The 22,786-nt window shown below is 67.8% G+C and carries 15 protein-coding genes; 8 read left to right on the forward strand and 7 right to left on the reverse strand.

Annotated elements, in window-relative coordinates:
* Positions 1–171: 171 nt before the first annotated feature.
* A complete protein-coding gene (locus tag G0D83_RS02515; protein WP_164189198.1) occupies positions 172–1,500 on the forward strand; it encodes a replication-associated recombination protein A in 1,329 nt (442 codons plus the stop codon).
* 255 nt (positions 1,501–1,755) lie between these two features.
* The gene (locus G0D83_RS02520) at positions 1,756–3,759 is read left to right on the forward strand and encodes an acyltransferase family protein (RefSeq protein WP_164189208.1); all 2,004 of its coding nucleotides are present in this window, start codon (positions 1,756–1,758) and stop codon (positions 3,757–3,759) included.
* Positions 3,760–3,883: 124 nt separating this feature from the next.
* On the opposite strand, the gene G0D83_RS02525 is transcribed toward G0D83_RS02520, so the two are convergent.
* From G0D83_RS02525 to G0D83_RS02550, 6 genes are all read right to left on the reverse strand, one after another.
* Entirely contained in the window at positions 3,884–5,011 is a 1,128-nt protein-coding gene (locus G0D83_RS02525) for a radical SAM protein (RefSeq protein ID WP_108969055.1), read from the reverse strand.
* Between the two features lie 42 nt (positions 5,012–5,053).
* Complete coding sequence (locus G0D83_RS02530) at positions 5,054–6,262, reverse strand: glycosyltransferase family 4 protein (protein WP_164189210.1); 1,209 nt, start codon at positions 6,260–6,262, stop codon at positions 5,054–5,056.
* Positions 6,259–8,040, reverse strand: coding sequence for an ABC transporter ATP-binding protein (locus G0D83_RS02535; RefSeq protein ID WP_164189212.1), 1,782 nt, complete (start codon positions 8,038–8,040; stop codon positions 6,259–6,261). The genes G0D83_RS02530 and G0D83_RS02535 overlap by 4 nt, the downstream gene beginning before the upstream one ends.
* Before the next feature lie 398 nt (positions 8,041–8,438).
* Positions 8,439–10,673: a xanthine dehydrogenase family protein molybdopterin-binding subunit gene (locus G0D83_RS02540; RefSeq protein WP_203595154.1), complete on the reverse strand. Its 2,235-nt coding sequence runs from the start codon at positions 10,671–10,673 to the stop codon at positions 8,439–8,441.
* Positions 10,666–11,691: a xanthine dehydrogenase family protein subunit M gene (locus G0D83_RS02545; protein WP_164189216.1), complete on the reverse strand. Its 1,026-nt coding sequence runs from the start codon at positions 11,689–11,691 to the stop codon at positions 10,666–10,668. The genes G0D83_RS02540 and G0D83_RS02545 overlap by 8 nt, the downstream gene beginning before the upstream one ends.
* Complete coding sequence (locus G0D83_RS02550; RefSeq protein WP_164189218.1) at positions 11,688–12,188, reverse strand: (2Fe-2S)-binding protein; 501 nt, start codon at positions 12,186–12,188, stop codon at positions 11,688–11,690. The genes G0D83_RS02545 and G0D83_RS02550 overlap by 4 nt, the downstream gene beginning before the upstream one ends.
* A gap of 154 nt (positions 12,189–12,342) precedes the next feature.
* Here G0D83_RS02550 and G0D83_RS02555 point away from each other — a divergent pair, with 154 nt between their 5' ends.
* Positions 12,343–12,837 carry a TetR/AcrR family transcriptional regulator gene (locus tag G0D83_RS02555; RefSeq protein ID WP_235940370.1) on the forward strand — a complete coding sequence of 165 codons (495 nt, stop codon included), beginning with the start codon at positions 12,343–12,345 and terminating at the stop codon, positions 12,835–12,837.
* Between the two features lie 118 nt (positions 12,838–12,955).
* Here the strand turns inward: G0D83_RS02555 and G0D83_RS02560 are convergent, their stop codons facing one another.
* Positions 12,956–15,745, reverse strand: coding sequence for a bifunctional aconitate hydratase 2/2-methylisocitrate dehydratase (locus G0D83_RS02560; protein ID WP_164189222.1), 2,790 nt, complete (start codon positions 15,743–15,745; stop codon positions 12,956–12,958).
* Between the two features lie 404 nt (positions 15,746–16,149).
* Between G0D83_RS02560 and G0D83_RS02565 the strand changes: the two genes are divergently transcribed.
* The 5 genes from G0D83_RS02565 to G0D83_RS02585 are packed head-to-tail and all read left to right on the forward strand — an operon-like array spanning position 16,150 to position 22,713.
* A complete protein-coding gene (locus tag G0D83_RS02565; protein WP_164189224.1) occupies positions 16,150–17,097 on the forward strand; it encodes a TAXI family TRAP transporter solute-binding subunit in 948 nt (315 codons plus the stop codon).
* A gap of 57 nt (positions 17,098–17,154) precedes the next feature.
* Entirely contained in the window at positions 17,155–19,251 is a 2,097-nt protein-coding gene (locus G0D83_RS02570) for a TRAP transporter permease (protein WP_164189226.1), read from the forward strand.
* Positions 19,248–19,619, forward strand: a complete 372-nt coding sequence (locus G0D83_RS02575; protein ID WP_164189228.1) for a DUF1850 domain-containing protein — start codon at positions 19,248–19,250, stop codon at positions 19,617–19,619. Before G0D83_RS02570 ends, G0D83_RS02575 begins: the two co-directional genes overlap by 4 nt.
* Positions 19,619–21,412 (forward strand): ATP-binding protein, encoded by a 1,794-nt coding sequence (locus G0D83_RS02580; RefSeq protein ID WP_164189231.1) that lies wholly within the window; start codon positions 19,619–19,621, stop codon positions 21,410–21,412. The genes G0D83_RS02575 and G0D83_RS02580 overlap by 1 nt, the downstream gene beginning before the upstream one ends.
* On the forward strand, positions 21,409–22,713 hold the full coding sequence (locus G0D83_RS02585; protein WP_164189233.1) for a sigma-54 dependent transcriptional regulator: 1,305 nt from the start codon (positions 21,409–21,411) through the stop codon (positions 22,711–22,713). Before G0D83_RS02580 ends, G0D83_RS02585 begins: the two co-directional genes overlap by 4 nt.
* The last annotated feature ends 73 nt before the right edge of the window (positions 22,714–22,786 follow it).

Genomic DNA, 22,786 nt, shown 5'->3' on the forward strand with positions numbered 1-22,786 from the left:
TGCACCCTCGGCAGGCGGTCAAGTTGCGGAAATGTCTAGCAGGCCCTGCGGCCGTGACCAGCCGGTAGAAGAAAGATTGATGTACCGATCAGCGCGCTTGCCGTCAGGGATTTGCCCGCCCCCCTGCGATCTGCTAGCGCATTGGGCAACGCCAAAACCACAGGCCCCCTCATGAGCGATCTCTTCGACGCCGCGCCCCTCAAGGGCCACGTGCCCCTCGCCGCCGCGCTGCGGCCCGAGACGTTGGACGACGTGATCGGCCAACAGGCGATCACCGCCCCGGGCTCCATCCTGCGCCGGCGGATCGCCGCAAAGGCGCTGGGGAGCATCATCCTCTACGGCCCGCCGGGCATCGGCAAGACCACCATTGCCCGCGCCGTGGGCAACATGCTGGGCAAGGAGTTCCGCCCGCTGCACGCCACCCGCGACGGCGTCAAGGAACTGCGCAAGATCGCTGACGAGGCCCGCATCCGCCCGCTGCTGATCTTCGTCGACGAGGTGCACCGCTTCTCGGCCACGCAGGCCGACGACCTCTTGTCGATCTGCGAGGAAGGCACCGCCGATTTCGTCGGCGCCACCACCGGCAACCCCTACCACGCGCTGCCGCCCGCGCTGGTCTCGCGCTCGACCATCCTCAAGCTCGAGCCGATGAGCATTGAGGACATGGAGGTGGTCGTGCGCCGCGGCATCGCGCATCTGGCGGCACAGGGTCTCGAGGTGACCATGACCCCCGAGCAGGTCCGGCTGATCGCCGGCCGCTCGGGCGGCGACGCGCGCCGCGCGCTGACCACGCTGGAAAGCCTTGCCATCGGCCATGGCGTCGGACAGGACGGCAACGCGATCGCCATCACCGAGGCGATGCTCGAAGAAGCCTATGCCTCGGCGGCGATCAACCACGACCGCTCCGGGGACCAGCATTACGACGTTGTCTCGGCCTTCGTGAAATCCATGCGCGGCTCGGATCCGGACGCGACGCTCTACTGGCTCGCCCGGCTGATCCACGCTGGCGAAGACCCGCGCTATATCGCGCGGCGCATCATGATCCACGCCTCCGAGGACGTAGGGCTGGCCGACAACACCGCCCTGCAGACCGCCGTCGCCGCCTCGCAGGCGGTCGAGAAGATCGGCTACCCGGAAAGCCAGATCATCCTCGCCCATGCGGCGCTGCACGTGGCGCGGGCGCCGAAGTCGGGATCGGTCACCCGAGGCATCGGCGCGGCGCTCGGCCATGTCGCCAGCCAGCCGCCCGCCCCGGTGCCGCTGCACCTGCGCGACGCGCACTACAAGGGCGCCGAGAAGCTGGGTCACGTCGGCTATCTCTTCCCGCACGACGACCCGCGCGGTTGGGTTGAACAGGTCTATGCCCCCGGCATCCACCGCGGCGCGTTCTACCAGAGCGACGCGCGCGAGGCAGCCACCTTCGAAAAGCGCGCCGATGCCTTCTGGGAGGGGGTCACCGGCGCCGCGCAACCGCGACGCCCCCAGCGGCAAGACAAGTAGCGCCCGTAAAACTTGCAAGCCTGGAAAGAATGCCGCGACTTTGGTCGCGCATGAGCCATTCTTGGCCGAAAAGGCCGACCTAAACCCGGGATTGCATCTCTGCGCCTAGGTAATCGTTTTGGTTGCGGTCTATTAGCGGTAAATTGACAGATGTGAGCGGCTCGGCGATTTGCCGAATTGATCCTTTTTCCAGCGTTTTACCGGCTATTATTTCGCAACTTCTTCATTTTTCTGACGTCGATCGGATTGCTCCGGATGAAGTACCGCGCCGAAATCGATGGGCTGCGCACGGTCGCGGTCCTCCCCGTCATTCTCTTCCATGCCGGATCGAAGCTGTTTGGTGGCGGCTTTGTGGGGGTCGACATCTTCTTCGTGATCAGCGGCTACCTGATCACCACCATCATCGTCGACGAGTTGAGCCGGGGCACATTCAGCCTGCTGCGCTTCTACGAGCGCCGTGCCAAGCGCATCCTCCCCGCGCTCTGCCTCGTCAGCCTCACCGCGCTCGGACTGGGCTGGCTCGTCCTGCAGGGACGCGATTTCGTCGAGTTTGTCCGCAGCCTTCTCGGGGTCGCGACCTTTTCGTCGAACATCCTTTTCTGGATGGAGGCGGATTACTTCGACACAGCCGCCGAGCTGAAACCGATGCTCCATACCTGGAGCCTCGCGGTCGAGGAACAGTTCTACATCCTCTTCCCGCTGCTGCTGATGCTGCTCTGGCGCTTCGGGCAGAAGGCGGTGCTGCCGACGCTGGTCGGCATCTTCGTGTTCAGCCTCGGGCTGGCACAATGGCAGGTGCGCACCGACCCGATGTCAGCCTTCTTCCTGCTGCCCGCCCGCGCCTGGGAACTGTGCCTCGGCGCGTTCTGCGCCGTCTACCTGCGCGCGGGTCATCCGCCGCTGGCTGGCGGCCTGCGCAACGCCCTCTCGGCGCTCGGGTTGGCGCTGGTCTGCGCGGCCGTCTTCGGCTTCGACGCCGAGACGCCCACACCAAGCCTGATCACCCTGATGCCAACGGTCGGCGCCGCGCTGATCATCCTCTTCGCCACCGGCGGCACGCTGGTGCAGCGCCTGCTCAGCACCCGGGGGATGGTCGGCATCGGGCTCATCTCATACAGCGCCTACCTCTGGCATCAACCGCTGATGGCCTTCGCCCGGCACAACTCGCTGGAGGAGCCGTCCTGGGTCATCATGGCCGGGCTGATCGCGCTGACCCTCGGACTCGCCTGGCTGAGCTGGACATACGTCGAGATCCCGGTGCGCAAGGGCCAGTACGGGCGGCTCAGGCTCTTCGGCATCAGCGCCACCGGCCTCGCCACCTTTGCCGCGCTGGGGTTCTTCATCCACACCTACGACGCGCTCGATTACCGCAGCGGCCAGTTCAATGTTCTGGGCACGCAGATCAGCCTGCTGGACTACGAGAACGACAATATGGCGCTGCTCGAAGCCAGCGCGATGCCGTTCAGCGGCTATGCCCACGACCTCGCCTGTCTCGGGAGTTGCGACAACGGCCACCAGGAGCGCGACTGGTTCGGCGCCGACACCGGGAAGCTGAAGCTCCTGCTCGTCGGCAACTCGCACTCCAAGGATGTCTTCAACATGCTCCTCTTCAGCAAGGAGGCCATGCAATGGATTCAACCCGGCCGCTATACCGCGCAAATCGGAGAGCTCGGGCCGCATAGCAAGTTCTTCGGCGCGCGGAGTTATGCGCAGGCGGATGCGGTCATGATCGTCAGCCGGTTCAAGGACTCGCGCAACGATCTTCAGGTGCTGGACGGGCTGGTGAAACACGCGCTCGACGACGGCAAGCGGGTGATCGTGGTGAAGAACATCTTCGAGTTCCCGAGATATCTCGGCGGCAAGTGGACGGTCTTCGACAAGAACGTGCACACCGCGCTCGCCGAGGGTATCAGCGACCCCGCGACCATCGTCGCACGCTCGAACCGGGAGCATTACCAGCTCTACAAGAGCGGCGCGACCGAGCCGCGGGTGATCGAAGCCAATGCCGAGATCGACCGGCTCAAGGCCAGGTATCCCGGCCTGATCGTGCTCGACCGGATGGACTATGTCTGCTCGGAAACCGAGGAGATCTGTTATTCGGCCAGCGCCACGCTGAAGAAGTATTTCCCCGACTACGGCCACCACACCCAGGCCGGGGCGGAGTTCTTCAGCAGCCGCATGGACGAGGTGGGATGGCTCGCGCCGGTGCTGGAAATGGCGCAGCACAAGCACACGGCGCAGATCACCGCGACCAAGTGAGGCGGCCCTGAGCGCCGCGCGCCGTTTCCGCGCTCGGTGTCCTCTCCCAGTGTCCGCGCCGGCCCGCGTCTCGTCGGCCCGCGGACGCGCCCGGGCCCGCCGCAAGTCCGGAGGTCCCCCTGTTCTAGCTCGGCGTGTAGAGCGCCCGCGATGGCCGGTGCAGGTTGACCCGCTTGTCGTAGCCGCAGTTGCAGTTCGGACAGTTGAGATTGAAGGCATCGCGGGAAAATCGCTTGTGTTTCTCGGTAAAGAGCATCTCGGTGAGCCGCTGCTTGTGCAAATCGCCCATCTTGAAGGTCACGAAGCAAAGCTGCACCGTGCCGTCGGGACCAATCCAGAGCATGTCGTAACTGGTGCAGGGCAGACGCATCTTCTCCTTGCGGATCAGCCAGTCGGGGATCGAGCGGATGCCGCGCTCGGTGTTGCGGATGAGGTCCGGCTCCTTCTTCTTGGCTTCGAGCAGGATGCCGCAAAGCTCGTCGAGCAGCGGGCGGTCCTCCTCCTCGAACCAGAAGGGCTGGTTGTCGCCCGCCTCATCCTTTTTCACGAAGTACGGCAGCGAGTAGTGGATCAGGTTGATGTAGACCTGCATGTCGAGATCGCGGGCGAACTGCAGCGTGTCGCGCACCGTCTCCGGCTTGCCGGTGCCGCGCATGAGCAGCCAGTCGAGACTCATCGGCAGCTTGTCGGCGCCATAGCGGCGGCGTGTCTCGGTCAGCGATGTCTTGACCAGCTCGAAAGAGCCACGGCGCTGCACGTAGTCGTCGTAGTCCTGTCCCAGACCGTAGAGCCCGACCGAGACCTTGCGCAGGCCCGCGTCGACCAGCTTGTCGATCTTCTTGTCGAGCAGCAGCCCATTGGTGGTGACATACATGTTGAGGCCGCGATCGCGGATACGGGCGACGAACTTGTCGAGGTCGCGGTGCAGCAGCGGCTCGCCGCCATAGAGCCGGATATTGCCGATGCCAAGCTCCTTGCAATCGTCGATGAGCTGCGCGCCGATCTCCCAGGGCAGCTGCGTTCCGTGCATGAAGTCCCTTCCGTAACAGCATGCGCCACAACGAAGATTGCAGTTAGACGTCAAGCTCAGGAAGACCTCGTGCGGGGCCGGGCGCACCAGCTTGTCGCTGACCTGCGCCATGGAGAAATGGGCCCGGCGCAGGCTCTCCTTGACCACCTTGGCGGGCGCGTAGAGCGGCGAGCCCTGCAGCGCCGACTTGACGCGCCTGTCGATCTTGTTGCCGTTCGGCATGGTGTCCTCTCCTCCGTGTTGGGTCTTTTTCGCGAGTCGTGTTCAATCCTCACCGGCGGGGGCAGCCGCGCGGTGCGGCGCCGGGCGGGTCTCGCCGGGGAAGTCGCCTTCGAGGGTCTTGCTGTAGAGACGGCGCAGCGCAGCGCTCCAATCCTCGACCCGGTAGCTGCGCAGCACCCGGGCCCGCCCCGCCCGCCCGAGCTTGGCGCGCAGCACCGGGTCGCCGGCAAGCTCGGTCATGGCGCGGGCCAGAGCCTCGGGATCGCCCTGCAGCACCCGCCGCCCGACGCTGCCGTCAACCACCGCAAAGGCGCTGCCCGCCGGGGTCGCGATGACCGGCAAGGCGTGGCTCATGGCCTCCAGAAGCGCAATCGACAGGCCCTCGGCGCGCGAGGCGCTGACGTAGACATCGTGGCGGCTCAGCAGCTCGGGCACATCGGCGCGGGCGCCGAGAAAGCGTACGTGATCACGCAGCGCAAGCGCCTGCGCGCAGTGCTCCAGCGCGGCGCGGCAAGCGCCCTCGCCGGCGATCGCCAGCTCGAAGGGCACGCCGCGCTGAGCAAGTCGGGCGGCGGCCCGGAGCACGGTGTCGACGTCCTTTTCCGGCGACAGCCGGCCGACGACGAGAAAGCGCGCGGGATCGCCGGGCGCGCGGCCCGAGCCGCGACGGCGCTCGATCTCGGATAGATCCGGCAGCGGCGGCGCGGGATTGGGCAGCGTCGCAAGAGGGAGCCCGCCGAGCCGCGCGCGGTTGCTGCTGGCCACGCTCTCGGAACAGGCGATGACCCCGATGGCGGCGCGGCGCAGCGCCTGCGCCTCGGCCAGCCCACGCAGCCGCGCCCGGCGACCGGGCCCCGGCGGCGGCAGGTGCAGCCCGCCCAGCACCGGCACCCCGGCCAACCGGCCGGCGGGGGGCGCCACGGTATTGGCTAGCCGCAGGTGGGCATGGGCCAGCTGCACGCCGCAGCGGCGGAACTCGGTGGCAAGGCGGTGCACCAGCCCCGGCAGCCCCCCGGCGCCGCGCCGCAGATGGGTGACCGGCACGCCGACGCGCTCCAGCCGCGCGGCATAAGGGGTGTCGACGGGCTCCGACAGCACAAAGACCCGCAGCTCCAGCCCCTCGATCCGCTGGCGCTCGGCGAGGTAGACCAGCAGCTCCTGCGTGCCGCCCCATTCGAGGTTGCCGATGACCAGCGCCACCCGCAGCGGTGTCCGCGATTGACTGGCCCCGAGACCCAGCGCGGCGCTCATGTGCCGGCCCGGTGGAAGGCGTGGAATTTCGAGTCGCGCCCGGTCAGCTCGTCGTAACGGCCCTGTTCAAGCACCCTTCCCGCCCCGATCAGGTAGATGAGGTCGCAATGGCGCACCGAGCTGAGCCGATGCGCCACGATGACCACCGTGGTGCGCCCGCGCAGCGCCTGCACGGCGGCGGTCAGCTCGGCCTCGCTGATGGTGTCCAGCGCGGAGGTCGACTCGTCGAGCACAAGCAAGGCCGGGTCGCGGTAGATCGCCCGGGCGATGCCGATGCGCTGACGCTGGCCGACCGACAGGCTCTGGCCCCGCTCTCCGAGCGGGGTGTCGTAGCCCCGCGGCAGCTCGGCAATCAGACCGTCCAGCCCGGCGAAGCACCCGGCCCGGCGCAGCGCCTCGGCAGCGTCAGTCCCGGGAGCGAAGCCAAAGCGGATGTTGTCGCCGATGCTGCCCTCGATCATGCAACTGTCCTGCGGCACATAGGCCACCGAGCGGCGCCAGCGGGCAAGGTTTTCGGGGGTGATCCTCGTGCCATCCACGTAGAGCCCGCCGCTGTCGGGACGGATCAGCCCGGTCAGCATGTCGAGGATGGTGCTCTTGCCCGCTCCGGTGGCCCCGACGAGGCCGACGATGCGCTTCGCCGGCACCCTGAGATCGAGGTCGCGGATAAGCTGGCGCTGCCCGTCGGGATAATCGTAGCCGACGCCGCGCAGCTCAAGCGCCTCTTCGAGCGGCAGTCCCTCGACCGCAAGTGCATCCGACAGGTCCACCCCCTCGACCGCCGCGAGATCGGCATGCAGCTCGTCCACCGCCGGCAGATCGCCCCTCAGCGCTGCCGCCGAGGCGTAGATGCGCTGGAGCGCCGGGAAAAGCCGTGCCGCGGCAAAGGCATAAAGCGCGACGACCGGAAGGGCGCTGCTGCCCTCACCCTGCTCGGCGAGGGTCCAGATCACGATGAGGATCATCGTGCCGAAGGTCAGCACCTCGAGCACCGACTTGGGGATATCGCGCAAGAGATCGGCGGTGGTGGTGGCCTCGGCGCGGCGGCGGAAGGCCTCTTCGAAGCGTTCGAGATAGCTCCGCTCCATGCCATAGAGCTTTACCTCTCGCGAGCCCGAGAGCGCCTCGCTGAGCAGCCGCGCGGTCTCGCGCGTGGCGCCCATGCGGGCGTCGCCGACCCGGCGCATCGGCCCGCGCACGGCGGCGAAGATCGCGCCGTAGCCGAGCCCCAGCAACAGCCCCATGGTCAGCGCGGCGCGCGGCTCGACCACCACCAGCATCACGGCCAGCGACAGCGCGGTGCTGAGCGCGGTAAGCAGTCGGACCGCGTTCATCATCACGCCGTTGACCACCCGCTCGACCTCGGACTGGATGTTGCTGACCAGTTCCGCCGAATGCCGCCGAAGCCGGGTGTCGAGCGGCGCGCGCATGTAGCGTGAGACCAGACGCGAGGCGAGGCTGACGCTCTGCCCACGCACGAAACCGCGCAGGTAGGTGAAGCCCCAGATGCGAAAGACGATGGCCGCGGTCAGCATCCCCAGCGAGGCGAGCGCCAGCAGCACCAGGAAACCGGTCTCTCCGCCAATGCCGAGCGCGTCGCGCAGCCCGGCGAGCATGGGATTTCCGAGCGCGTTCTGCGGGCTCGCCGCGACCATCAGGAAGGGCGCGATCGAAAGCACCGCGGCCATGTCGGCAAGGCCCATGCCGATGCTCACGGCAAGCACCCGCCAGAGCCGCTGGCGGGCCTGCGTGTCGAGCAGAAACAGGATGCGAGCCATCGTACCGCCCAAGACAATCCTCCATGGGCTTCGCGTCTGAAATGCAATGTCGCGCCGCACGGGGTCGGTGACCGGCGCGCGAGGCATAAAAATATCTTCTGAAAATCAGGTCTCAGGATCGCCGATCGCCCGAGAAGAGCAAGAGTTTCCTGAGCCGCCCCCATAGCGGCGCAAGAAGAGCGGCAAGAACCCGCCGATCCGCCGCACCGAGGCCGAATTCTGCTTCGGCGATAAGTCCCCAAGTTCCATTCTCGCCCGGGGGTGGCGGCGCGGCCGTGCTTTGCAAGGCGAGACGTCTTTTGGCCGCCGCCTCGTTTTTCGCTCTCGCTGCGACCCCACTGCCGGTCCTTGGCCCGGGTAGCCCCGGCGCGCGGCAAGGGCGCGCCGGGGGTGCCTTTTCAGATCAGGCTTTCGGGATGGATCGGGAAGCGCCTCGGCTGCACCCCGGTGGCGTGCCAAACCGCGTTGCCGATGGCCCCCACCGTGCCGGTGACGCCGATCTCGCCCACGCCCTTGATCCCGAGCGCGTTCACGTAGGGATCGTCCTCGTGCACGGTCATGGCCCCGATCATCGGCACGTCGGCATTGACCGGCACGTGGTAGCCTCCAAGGTCGGCATTGGTCAGCCGGCCCGTGCGCGGGTCGTGCACGGCCTCTTCCTGCAGTGCCATGCCGATGCCCCAGATCATCCCGCCCACAAGCTGGCTGCGCGCCAGCCGCGGGTTGATGATCCGCCCGGCGGCGAAGGCACCGATGAGGCGGCTGACCCGCACCTGACCGAGGTCGGGATCCACCAGCACTTCGGCAAAAACCGCCCCATGCGAGAACATTGCCCGCTCGGGCTCGCCCTCGCGCGCACCTTTGCCTTCGCCCCGGACCAACTCGAGCCCGGCTCGGGCGAGGATGTCCTCATAGGACTCCGAGCGCTCGTCATCGTTACGCCAGAGCCGCCCGGCGCGCGCCGTGACCCCGGCGTTGCCAGCCCCGAAAAGCGGCGAGGCAGGATCGGTCGTGGCCAGCTCTGCCAACTGCCGCACCGCATCCGCCCCGGCGTTGAAGAGCGCGGTCCCGGCGGTTGCGGTATGACCCGACCCCCCGGCGACCCCCGCATCGGGCAGGTCCGAATGGCCCGAGCGGAACTCGACCTTGTCGAGGTCGATCCCCAGACCATCGGCGGCGATCTGCGCCAGCGCGGTCCAGGCGCCCTGCCCCATGTCGGCGGCCGACGTCTCGATCACCGCGGTGCCGTCGGCGCGGAGTGTGGCATGGGCAGTGGCCTGGAACATCGGGCAGGGAAACTGCGCCGTGCCCATGCCCCATCCCTTCAGGAGCCGCCCCTCGCACAGGCTGCGTGGTGCGCTGGGACGCCCGGACCAGCCAAAGCGTTTCGCCGCCTCGGCATAGCATTCGCGCAGGGCCTTCGAGGAGAACTCCAGCCCGGTCGAGGGGTCACTCTCGGCGTAGTTCTTCAGGCGGAATTCCAGCGGGTCCATGCCAGCCGCCTGCGCCGCGGCGTCCATGGCGATCTCGAGCGCCGCCGAGCCCGGTGCCTCGCCCGGCGCGCGCATCGGCCCCGGGGTACCCACGTCCGCGCGCCGGCCGTGGTGCGCGGTGCGCAGGTTGGGCGCGGCGTAAAGGCTGTGCGAGGCGTTGGATGCAGCTTCGAGGAACTGGTCGAAGGTCGAGGTCAGCGTGACCGTGTCGTGCTCCAGCGCCGCGATAGCGCCGGTCTCGTCGAGGTCGATCCACAGCGACTGACGGGTGGGCGCGCGATGCCCCACCGGCCCGTACATCTGGTCGCGCCGCAGCACCAGCTTCACCGGTCGGTCCAGGTCGCGCGCCGCGAGCACCGCCAGAAGCTGCCCCCCATAGAGGATCGCCTTCGAACCGAAGCCGCCGCCGATGAAGGGGCTGCGCAGCAAGATCTGCGACGGATCGATCCCGAGGAAGGCCGCGAAGGTCTGCTTCGACAGGCCGATCGCCTGGTTGGGGGTGTCGATCTCGAGCCGCGCGCCCTCCCAGCGGGCGGTGATGGCATGGGGCTCGAGGGCGTTGTGGTATTGCGGCGCTGTCTCGACGGTGGTCTGCACATGGAGCGCCGCGCCCTCGCGGGCCGCATCGACGTCGCCCGAGCTATGCGCCGCGGGGCGACCAAAGGCGGTGGTGTCGGTGTCGAAGGGCTCTGCGTCATCCAGCGTGACCCTGTGCGGCTCGGCCCCGTAGCGCGGGGCAAGCAGCCGTGCGCCCTCGGTCGCGGCCTCGAGCGTCTCGGCCAGCACCAGCGCGATCGGCTGGCCGGCGTAGCGCACGCGATCGTCTGTCAGCGTCTCCATGCGCCAGACGAACGGGTGGATCTTCTCGTCCGGGCTGATCGCCAGCTTGGGCGCATTGCCCGGCGTGTAGACCTTCACCACCCCCGAATGCGCTTCGGCGGCGGCGACGTCGAGATGGGCGACGCACCCCTTGGCGATGCCGGCGGTGGCGAGCACCGCATGCAGCAGCCCGTGCGGGCGGTTGTCGGCGGCATAGGTGGCGGCGCCGGTGACCTTGAGCCTGCCCTCGCGCCGGGTCAGCGCCTGCCCGGCGCTGGAGCCGAGGCGGACGTGGCCCTGCATGTTCATCAGGTCATCCATTGTCATCTCCTTCAAAGACGGAGGCGGGAAGCGCGGGCAAGCGGCGGGGTGTTCCCGCCGCGGCCCGCTCCAGCGCGCGCAAGGCAATGCGCTGCGCGAGGGGAATTTTCGCGGCGTTGTCCCCCGAGGGCCGGGCGCCTTGGGTGGCGAGCTCCGCAGCCCGGGCGAAACTCTCGGCAGTCGCGGGTTGCCCCTTCAACGCCTCTTCCGCCTCGCGGCAGCGCCACGGACGGGCGGCGACGCCGCCAAGGGCCAGCCGCGCCTCGGTGATCACCCCCTGCTCGATCGCCAATGCTGCGGCGGCGGAAACGATGGCAAAGGCAAAGGAGGTCCGCTCGCGCAGCTTCACGTAGCGGGCATGGCGGGCCAGCGCACCGGGATCGGGAAGGCGGATGTGCGTGATGATCTCGCCCTGTGCCAGCGGCGCGGGACCAGCCCCTTTCGCATCCGGCAGGGGGTGGAAGTGCTCCATCGCCACCTCGCGCAGACCCTGCGGCCCGGAGATCTCGACCACCGCGTCATAGGCGGCAAGCGCCACGCACATGTCCGAGGGATGCACGGCGATACAGCCTTCGGTCCAGCCGAGCACCGCGTGGCCTCGGCTCACCCCACCAAGCGCCCCGCAGCCGCTGCCGGGTGCGCGCCGGTTGCAGGGCGAGAGCGGGTCCTGGAAGTAGCTGCATCGGGTGGACTGCATGACGTTGCCGCCGGTCGAGGCCGCGTTGCGCAGCTGCGCCGAGGCCCCCGAGAGCAGCGCCTCGGCCAGCGCCGGGTAGCGCGCCAGCACCTGCGGATCGCGGGCGATCTCCGAATTGCGCACCATGGCGCCGATGCGCAGGCCACCAGCACTTTCCTCGATCCGGTCCAGCGGCAAGCGAGAGATATCCACCAGCCGCTCCGGAGCGGCGGCGCCGATCTTCATCAGGTCGAGAAGATTGGTGCCCCCGGCGAGAAGCGCCCCCTCTGCCCCGACGGCGGCGCCGATCGTTTCAGCCCGGGTGTACTCGAAGCGGTTCATGCGGTTTTCCTTTCCTCGGTCCCCGCGCTCATCTCGCGGGTGGCCTCGAGCACGGCCTCGGTGATCCCGGCGTAGGCGGCGCAGCGGCAGAGGTTGCCGCTCATCCCCTCGCGCACCCGCTCGGGGTCGAGCCCGGCCTCACCCTCGGCGATGAGCCCGACGGCGGACATGATCTGGCCCGGTGTACAATACCCGCACTGAAAGCCGTCATGGGCGATGAAGGCGGCCTGCACCGGGTGCAGCGTCTCGCCGTCTGCCAACCCCTCGATGGTAGTGACCTCGGCGCCGTCATGCGAGAGCGCCAGCGCCAGGCAGGCATTCATCCTGCGCCCGTCGATCAGCACCGTGCAGGCGCCGCACTGGCCGCGGTCGCAGCCCTTCTTGGTTCCAGTCAGGCCGATCCGCTCGCGCAGCAGATCGAGCAGCGTGGCGCGCGGATCGTCGAGGGCGATCTGCTGCGGCACTCCATTGATTGTCAGATTGAGTGTCGGTGTCATCTTTCCCTCTCTTGCCATAAGCTGGTGGGAAGGCCGGGGCATCCGGCCATGGATGATTAAATACGGAGGCACCCTCCGTTTTCAAGTGGGTTAACCTATGGGAAGCGAAATAGGCCAAGAAAAGCCTAGACCGAGGAAGCCGCGTGCTGATCAATTGCGCAATCGCGAACGGCTGCTGGATGCCGCGCGCGAGGTTTTTGGCAAGGAAGGCGGCAGCCTCGAGGCGGTCGCCCGCGAGGCCGGGGTCGGAATCGGCACGCTTTATCGGCACTTCCCATCGCGCGAGGCGCTGTTCCAGGCGGTCTATGCGCGCGAGGTCGAGACGCTCGAGCGGCGCGCCGCCGAGGATGAGCTCGAGGACTGGATGCGCGGCGCGCTGCAACTGATGGCCACGAAAAGGGGAATGATCGCCGCGCTCGCGCCGGTCTTCGAGCCCGACTCGACCTTCTTCGGCGAGCAGTCCGAGCGCCTGCGCGGTGCCATTGCCGCGTTGCACGCCCGCGCGCTCGCCGACGGTCGGCTGCGCGGCGACGTGACCAGCGAGGATCTGCTGCGGGTGCTGATCGGGCTGAACTACGGTCCCGGCGCAGATCCGGCGCGCTCAGAGGTGCTGCTGAACGTCTTCCTCGACGGGTTGCGGGCGACATAGCCCCGCCCAACCTGTCCCCGCGGGGACAGCAATCTTTGCCATTGAAACGAAAGCGGCGGCGGGGACATCGGTCCCCGCCGCCGCGATCTTGCGCTGCCCCTCAGCGGGGCAGCCACTTTCAGAAGTGCGCGGAGCGCGAGGTCGCGGGCACCTGAACCGGCGGCGCGAACTTGGTCAGGTCGATGCCTTCCACCGCGGACTTGTACTCATCGGCGCTCGGCGTGCGGCCGAGAATGGCCGACAGCACAACCACCGGGGTCGAGGCGAGCAGCGACTCGCCCTTCTTGTCGGCGGCGTCCTCAACGACACGGCCCTGGAACAGGCGGGTCGAGGTGGCCAGGACGGTGTCGCCCTTGGCGGCCTTTTCCTGGTTGCCCATGCACAGGTTACAGCCCGGACGCTCGAGATAGAGGATGTTCTCGTACTCGGTGCGGTTCTGGGTCTTCGGGAAGAGGTCGTCGAACTCGAAGCCCGAGTACTTCTGCAGGATTTCCCAGTCGCCCTCTGCCTTCAGTTCGTCGATGATGTTGTAGGTCGGCGCGGCCACGACGAGTGGTGCCTTGAACTCAACCTTGCCCTGAGATTTCTCAATGTTTTTGAGCATCTGCGCGACGATCTTCATGTCGCCCTTGTGCACCATGCACGAGCCCACGAAACCAAGGTCCACCTTCTTTTCCGCACCGTAGTAAGAGATCGGGCGGATGGTGTCATGGGTGTAGCGGCGCGACGGGTCGGCGTTGTTGACATCCGGATCGGCGATCATCGGCTCGACGATCTGGTCGAGGTCGACGACGACTTCGGCGACATACTTGGCGTTGTCATCCGGGGTCAGCGCGGGCTTCTCGCCCGAACGGATCTCGGCGATGCGCTTGTCGGCCTTGGCGATGAGACCCGCCAGCGTGTCCGCGGCGTTGTCCATACCCTTGTCGATCATCACCTGGATGCGGTGCTTGGCCAGCTCAAGCGAGCCGATCAGCGTCTCGTCGTTGGAGATGCAGATCGAGGCCTTGGCCTTCATCTCGGCGGTCCAGTCGGTGAAGGTGAAGGCCTGGTCGGCGAGCAGCGTGCCGATGTGCACCTCGATGACGCGGCCCTGGAAGACGTTGTCGCCGTGCTGTTGCAGCATCTGCGCCTGGGTCGCGTGCACCACGTCGCGGAAGTCCATGTGATCGGCCATCTTGCCCTTGAAGGTGACCTTCACGGACTCGGGGATCGGCATGGTCGCCTCGCCGGTCGCCAGCGCCAGCGCCACGGTGCCCGAGTCTGCGCCGAAGGCGACGCCCTTGGACATGCGGGTGTGGCTGTCGCCCCCGATGATGATGTCCCAGTCATCCACGGTGATGTCGTTTAGCACCTTGTGGATCACGTCGGTCATCGCGTGGTATTCGCCCTTGGGATCGCGCGCGGTGATCAGGCCAAAGTTGTTCATGAACTTCATCAGGCGCGGGATGTTCGCCTGGGCCTTCTTGTCCCAGACCGAGGCGGTGTGGCAGCCGGACTGGTAGGCGCCGTCGACCGACGGCGAGATCACCGTTGCGGCCATCGCCTCGAGTTCCTGGCTGGTCATCAGGCCGGTGGTGTCCTGCGAACCCACGATGTTGACCTTGACGCGCACGTCCGAACCGGCGTGCAGGGTCTTGCCCGGCGTGGTGCCGCGGGCGTTGCGGTTGAAGATCTTCTCGACCGCGGTCAGGCCCTGGCCCTCGTGGCTGACTTCCTTGTTCGGTGCGAAGACCAGCGGCGCCTTCACGCCCAGGGTTTCGGCAGCGAACGTCTGCAGCATCTTGCCGAAGACCACGGCGTAGGAGCCGCCGGCCTTCATGAACTCGACCTTCTGCGGTGTGAAGGCCGAGGAGACGTCGGCCAGCTCTTCGCCGTCCTCGCTGGTCAGCTTCTTGGCCTTTGTGTCGATCTTCAGCACGGTGCCGGTCTCGACCGAATACTTCTGATCGAGGATCGGGTTGCCCTCGTTGTTGAGGATCGGCTTGCCGTTCTCGTCGAGCTTCTTGACCCAGTTCTTCAGGTCAAGGCCGATGCCGCCGGTCACGCCCACGGTGGTCAGGAAGATCGGCGAGATGCCGTTGGTGCCCGCGACGACCGGGGCGATGTTGACGAAGGGCACATAGGGGCTGGCTTGCTTGCCGGTCCAGAGCGCCACGTTGTTGACGCCCGACATCCGCGACGAGCCCACGCCCATGGTGCCCTTCTCGGCGATCAGCATCACGCGCTTGCCCGGGTGCTGCAGCTTGAGCGCCTCGATTTCCTTCTGCGCGGTCTCCGAGATCATGCACTTGCCGTGCAGTTCGCGGTCCGAGCGCGAGTGCGCCTGGTTGCCCGGCGACAGCAGGTCGGTCGAGATGTCGCCTTCGGCGGCGACGTAAGTCACCACTTCGACCACGTCGTCGAGTTCCGGCAGCTTGGTGAAGAACTCGGCCTGGACGTAGCTCTCGAGGATCTCCTTGGCCACGGCGTTGCCGGCCTTATAGGCATCGGCCAGACGGGCGGTGTCGGCCTCGTAGAGGAACACCTGGGTCTTCAGCACCTCTGCGGCCTGGGCGGCAATCACCGCGTCATCGCCAAGCGCGAGGTCGAGAAGGACCGCGACCGAGGGGCCGCCCTTCATGTGCGACAGCAGCTCGAAGGCGAAGGCGGGCGGGATTTCCGCGACCACGGCCTCGCCGAGGATGATCTTCTTGAGGAATTCTGCCTTCACGCCGGCGGCGCTGGTGGTGCCGGGCAGCGTGTTATAGATGAAGAACTCGAGCGAGTCCTTGCGGTAAGCGTTGTCCGCGTCCTCGATCTGCGCGATCAGCTCTGCGACCAGAGCGCCATCGTCGATCGGCTTCGGATGCAGACCTTCGGCTTTCCGCGTTTCGATTTCTGCCAAGTAATCGGTGTACAAGCTCATGGCGATCCCTACGGTTCAATGTTGGATTAAGCTGGAGCACCGGGCGGCGAGAGACGTCCGGCGAACGGCGGTCGGCTTATTGTATGCGGCAGTATACCAGTGACGTTTTGCTGGCAAGGGCCAATACCACATGGCTTGGCGGAGGCTGGCCGCCCGGCCTGCGCGCGCTGTTTCGGCAATCTCGAAGGGCCGCGGCATGGCAAGACGATCGCCCAGCCAAGATCTGCCCGGCCGCGGGGTGCGAGGCGGGAAACTGCCCCACCCGGGGCAGATTCCCGCGAAGAAAATTCGCGACCTGGCCTCTTCCCCGCTTGCCCGAGGCGCGCGGCTTGCTCATGGTTCCGGCACCGCGCGGCAGAAACGAAAGCTTTCCTGCCGCGAACGTATGTTTCGGGAGGACCAACATGATCAGAACTTTCGGGCTCGGCGCATTGATCGCCGGCAGCCTTGCCGTCACCGCGCCCGCCGCGATGGCAACGGAATTCGTCAACGTGCTGACCGGCGGCACCTCGGGTGTCTATTACCCGCTCGGCGTCGCGATGGCGGACATCTATGCCAAGAACATCCCCGACGCGCGCGCCCAGGTGCAGTCCACCAAGGCCTCGGTCGAGAACCTGAACCTGCTGCAGCAGGGCCGCGGCGAAATCGGCTTCGCACTCGGCGACTCCGTCAAGGACGCCTTCGAGGGCAACGCCGACGTCGGCTTCTCGAAGCCGCTCGACAAGCTGCGCGCCATTGCCGCGATTTATCCCAACTACATCCAGATCGCCGCTTCGGCAGATGCCGGCGTGACCACCGCGACCGAACTGGCGGGCAAGTCCGTCTCGGTCGGCGCAGCCAAATCCGGCACCGAGGTGAACGCCCGCAAGATCCTCGGCGCGCTCGGCATGACCTACGACGATCTGGGCAAGGTCGAGTACCTGCCCTTCGCGGAATCGGTCGAACTGATGAAGAACCGCCAACTCGACGCGACCCTGCAGAGCTCGGGCCTCGGCTCGGCTGCGCTGAAGGATCTGTCGTCGACGCAGGACGTGACCTATGTATCGATCCCCGCAGAGGTGGCAGGCACCCTTGGCGCGCCCTACGCCGCGGGCGTGATCCCGGCGGGTACCTACCCGGGCCAGGACGCGGACATCCCGACGCTGGCGATCACCAACATCCTCGTCACCAGCACCGACGTCTCGGACGAGCTGGCGTACCAGATGACCAAACTGCTGTTCGAGAACCTCGACCAGCTCAAGGCCGCGCATGCGGCAGCCGGCGCCATCGACATCAAGGACGCGATCAAGAACTCGCCGATCCCGATGCACCCGGGCGCCGAGAAGTACTACAAGGAACAGGGTCTGATGTAATCAGACTTGTGCGGCGGCCCGGCCAAGCCCGGGCTGCCTGCACGACGGGAGGACCACATGACCGGACAAACTGCGGCCGAGCACGGCCGGGCCGAGGAACTGGCCGAACTGCACGACCCGCTGGCCTCGAGCTTTCCGCCGAGCCTGACCGGGCGTTTCCTTTTCTGGCTGGCGGTGGCCTTCTCGCTCTACCAGATTTCCATTGCCGCCCATGTCATCGACCTGCCGAGCCAGGTGATGCGCGCGGTGCACGTCGGCTTCCTGATGGCGCTCGGCTTCCCGCTGCTGGCGCTCGGGCGCGGCTTCGGGGCACCGCTGCGGACCCTTTGCACGCTGTTTGCCGTCGCCGGCGTGGCCGTCGCGGCCTACCAGTGGATCGAATACACGCCGCTGCTGATGCGCGCCGGCGCTCCGACGCTGACCGATCTGGTCTTCGGCTGCATCGCCATCGTCACAGTCTTTGTCGCCGCCTGGATGCTCATGGGCCCGGCGCTGCCGATCATCTGCGGGCTCTTCCTGTGCTATGCGCTCTTCGGGCAGCACCTGCCCTCGCCGTTCAACCACCGCGGCTACGCGTTTGAACAGGTGGTCGAGCAGATCGCCTATGGCACCGAGGGGATCTACGGCATCCCCACCTATGTGTCGGCGACCTACATCTTCCTCTTCATCCTGTTCGGCTCGTTCCTCGAAAAGGCCGGGATGATCAAGCTCTTCACCGATGTCTCGCTGGGCCTCGTCGGGCACCGCATGGGCGGCGCCGCCAAGGTCTCGGTGCTGTCGTCGGGGCTGATGGGCACAATCTCGGGCTCGGGCGTGGCCAACGTCGTCACCACCGGCCAATTCACCATCCCGCTGATGAAGCGCTTTGGCTACCGCTCGGCCTTTGCCGGCGGCGTCGAGGCGACCGCCTCGATGGGCGGGCAGATCATGCCCCCCGTCATGGGCGCCGTCGCCTTCATCATGGCCGAGACCCTCGGCGTGCAATACGTCGAGGTGGTCAAGGCCGCGCTGGTGCCCGCCATCCTTTACTTCGCCGGGGCGTTCTGGATGGTCCACCTCGAGGCCGGCAAGCGCGACCTGCGCGGGCTCTCGGCCGACGAGATGCCCTCGGCCCGCAAGGCGCTGAAAGAGGGCTGGTACCTGATCCTGCCGCTGGCGGTGCTGGTCTGGCTGCTGTTCTCGGGCTACACGCCGCTGTTCGCCGGGACCATCGGGCTTGCGCTGACGGGTATGCTGATCCTCGGCGCGGCCATCGCCATGGGGTTCTCGTCGACGGCGGTGCGGGTCATCTTCTGGATCGTGCTGGGCCTCTGCGCCTCGGCCTTCTTCAAGTTCGGCATCCACGCGCTGCTGCTGGTTCTGGCGGTGCTCATCGCCGCCTGCGCCGCCTTCAAGGGCGGACGCGAGACGTTGGCGGTCTGCCGTGACAGCCTTGCCGATGGCGCCAAGACCGCGCTGCCGGTCGGCATCGCCTGCGCCCTCGTCGGGGTGATCATCGGCGTCATGACCCTGACCGGCGCGGCCAACACCTTTGGCCAGTTCATCGTCTCGGTGGGGCAGAACAGCCTGTTCCTGAGCCTCGTGCTGACGATGATCACCTGCATCATCCTCGGCATGGGTATCCCGACGATTCCCAACTACATCATCACCTCGTCCATCGCCGGCCCGGCGCTGCTCGATCTCGGGGTGCCGCTGATCGTCAGCCACATGTTCGTCTTCTACTTCGGCATTCTCGCGGACCTGACGCCCCCCGTGGCGCTGGCCTGTTTCGCCGCCGCGCCGATCGCCAAGGAAAGCGGGCTGAAGATCAGCTTCGAGGCGATCAAGGTTGCCGCAGCGGGCTTCGTCGTGCCCTTCATGGCGGTCTATACCCCGGCGCTGATGTTGCAAGACGGCGGCGCTTTGGCGGGCGCCATCGGCTACTGGCCTGCGGTCGCCTACATCGTGCTCAAGGCGCTCATCGCCCTCGCACTCTGGGGCGCCAGCGTCATCGGCTGGCTCGGCCGCCCGTTGGCAATCTGGGAGCGGCTGATCGCCGTCGCCGCCGCCTTCACCCTCGTCGCGGCGCTGCCGATCACCGACGAGATCGGCTTTGCCCTCGCCGTGGTCTTCGGACTGCTGGTCTGGCGGCGCAAGGCCCCGGTGTCGGCATGACCGGCTGCCTGATGGCGGGGGCGATGGTGATCGCCCTCGCCGAGGGCGGCAGCTTCACGCTGGAGTGGACCCATTCGGTCGAACGCGAGGACTGGCGCGAGACCTGGGAAGTCACCGAGGATCACCGCCTCCACCTGACGCAGGCGGCGGTCAAGGGCTCTGGCGCGGGCATGGAGCCCGGCGAGGGCGGCCATTTCGAAGACGGCTGGTGGGTCTGGGCGCCGGACCTGCCGCCTGTGCCCGCGCTGAGCCTCGCTGCCTCGGGCAAGACGCCCTCGGCCTGGACGCTCTGCGGCGCGGACTGCACCGAACTCGGCGCCAGCTCCGGCAAGCCGGTGCAGCTCGCCCCCTGCCCCGACGCGGACTGATGACCCGTCGCGGCGCCCTTCTGCCCCGCCTCCGCTCGGCCTGGCGGCTGCGGCTGATGCTGGTGACAATCGGTGCGCTGCTCTGCGGCGCGCTGGCCTGGCAGCTGGTCATCGCCGAATTGCGTCAGGGGCTCGAGCAAGAGCTGCTGGTCAGCCACCGCGCCCTGCAGACCGAGATCGACCGGTTCCGCTACCTGCCGCGCGTCACCGGCGAAGACGCCCGGATCCACGCCGCGCTGAATGAACCTTCCGATGCCGCCACCATCGACGCCGCCAACCGCTACTTGCAGAAGATTGCCGCGCAGACCGGCTCGGGGCGTCTCTACCTGCTGAACGCGGCGGGGGTGACCATCGCCGCCTCGAACTGGAGCGAGCCCGACAGCTACGTCGGCCACGACTATAGCTTCCGCCCCTATTTCACCGATGCACGCGCCACCGGCAACGGCGCGGTCTATGCCATCGGCGTGACCACCGGCGAGCCCGGCTACTTCATCTCGGCCCGCGTCGACGATCCCGGTCTCGGGGTGCATGGCGTCATGGTGGTGAAGATCGACCTGCGTCCGCTCGAGCAGGCCTGGGCCGAGACCGGCCAGCACATCGCCGTCACCGACAAGGACGACGTCGTCTTCCTCTCGTCGGTGCCGGCCTGGCGCTATCGCCCCCTGACCCGCCTGCCAGGCGCCACGCTCGACCGGCTCGACACCTCGCGCCTCTACGAGCGCACCGACCTTGGAAGCTCGGCACCGCTTCTGCCCAATGGCAGCGCGCTGCGGATCGAGGGTGAGGGCCGCGCCATGACCCTTCGAGGCACGCCGTTCGAGACCGGCTGGCGGCTGCTGGCGGCCAGCCCGACCTGGCCCGCCCGCGCCGCCGCTGCCGGCACCGCCGCGCTGGTTCTGCTGGCCGCGCTCCTGGGGCTCGGGCTCGCCGACATGCGGCGCCACCGCCAGCGGTTCATCGCGCTGCGGCTGCGCCAGACCGAGGTGATGGAGCGCAAGGTCCGCCAGCGCACCGCCGAGCTGGCGCGCGAGGTCGAGGCCCGCCGCCAGGTCGAGGCCGACCTGCGCGCGACGCAGGCGACGCTTGTGCAATCGGAGAAGATGGCCGCGCTTGGCCGCATGTCCGCGGCCATCGTGCACGAGGTCAGCCAGCCGCTCGCCGCGATGGAGGCGACGCTGACCGCCGCCGAGTTCGGCCTCTCGCGGGCGCCGGAGCAGACCGCCGCCCGGCTGCAGTCGGCACGCGGGCTGATCCGGCGGATGCAGCGGATGACCAAGCACCTCAAGAATTTCTCGCGCCGTGAGGCGGCCCCGCTCTCGCCCGTCTGCGCCGTCGACGTGGCGCGCTCGGCGCTGGCGCTGGCCCAGCCCCGCGCCGACGCCGCCGGGGTCCAGCTCCAGTTCGACGCCCCTGCCGATGCCCCCATGGTCGAGGCCGGCCACGCCCGGCTCGAGCAGGTCTTGATGAACCTCTTGCACAATGCCATCGAGGCCGTCGAGCCGGGCCAAGGCGAGGTGACGCTGTCGATCGAGCGTGGCGCGCAGGACGTGACCCTTCTGGTGACCGACAATGGCCCCGGCATCGCCCCCGACGTGCTGCCGCGGGTCACCGAGCCCTTTTTCTCGACCAAGATCGGCGGCGAGGGTCTGGGGCTCGGGCTTGCGATCTGCTTCGAGGTGGTCCAGCAATTCGGCGGACGGCTCGACATCCGCTCGGCCCCCGGCCGGGGCGCCGAGGCCGCGGTGATCCTGCCGTTGCTGGAAAGTGACGACGAACGAGAGGCCGCCGAATGAGCCCGCTGATCCATGTGGTCGAGGATGACCGCGACCACCGTCTCGCGCTCTGCGATCTGATCGAGGCCGCAGGCTACCGCGCCGAAGCCTTTGCCGGCGGCGCCGAGGCGCTTGCCGCCGGCAGCCGCCCCGACCTGATCCTGACCGACCTGCGGATGCCCGGCATGGACGGGCAGCAGCTGCTCGAGGCCGCCCGCGCGCGCGATCCCGACTGCCCGGTGGTGCTGATCACCGGCCATGGCGATCTGGCGCAGGCAGTTCAGGCGATGCGCGCCGGGGCCGAGGACTTCCTCGAGAAGCCTTATGACGGAATGCATCTTCTGTCGGTGATCGAGCGCGGCCTGCGCGGCCGCGCCGCGCGCGCCGAGATCGGCCGGCTGCAGGAGCGCATCACCCGCCGCGACGAGGGCGGGCTGCTCGGTCAGTCGGCGGCCATGTCCAGACTCCGCGCGCGCATCGCGGCGATCGGCCCGACCGATCTCGATGTGGTCATCACCGGCGAGACCGGCACCGGCAAGGAACTGGTCGCCCGCGCCCTGCATGAGGCCAGCGCCCGCGCCGCCGGACCCCTGGTCGCGGTGAATTGCGCCGCCCTGCCCGAGAGCCTCTTCGAGATCGAGATCTTCGGGCATGTGGCCGGTGCCTTCCCCGGGGCCCAGGACAAGCCCGGTAAGCTCGAGACCGCCTCGGGCGGCACGCTGATGCTCGACGAGATCGAGGCGATGCCCGCGGCGATACAACCCAAACTGCTGCGCGCCCTGCAGGAACGCGCCGTCGAACGGCTGGGCGAGAACCGCCTGCGGCCGCTTGACCTGCGGATCATCGCCACCTCCAAGACCGACCTGCGGCCACTGACGCTCGACGGCAGCTTCCGCGCCGACCTCTTCTACCGGCTCGCCGGGGCCGAGATCACCGTCGATCCGCTGCGTGTGCTTGGCGACGACATCGCGCTGCTGTTCAGCCATTACGCCAACCTGGCGGCGGCGCGCTACGGACAGGAGATGCCGGCGGTCGATTACACGCTGAGGCAACGGCTGTTGCGCCGGCCCTGGCCCGGCAACGTGCGCGAATTGAAGGCAATGGCGGAACGCTACGCCCTCGGGCTCGACCTGCCCGAGGAGGCCGCGGCGCCGATCGCCGAGCCCGAGAGCCTTGCCGCTCGTGTCGCCGCCTTCGAGGCCCGCGAGATCAGCCTCGCGCTCGAACGTTGCCGAGGCAATACCGAGCGCGCCGCCAAGGCGCTGGGGATGGCGCGGCGGACCCTCAACGACAAGATCAGCCGCTACGGCATCCGGGTCTGAGACCGGCACGGCACGCTCCGCTCGACCACCGTCGCGTGGCATGCACATGCCCTCTTGCCAAATCGCGGTGGCC

The sequence above is a fragment of the Salipiger sp. PrR003 genome, assembly GCF_010500785.1.
Classification (GTDB): Bacteria; Pseudomonadota; Alphaproteobacteria; order Rhodobacterales; family Rhodobacteraceae; genus Salipiger; species Salipiger pacificus_A.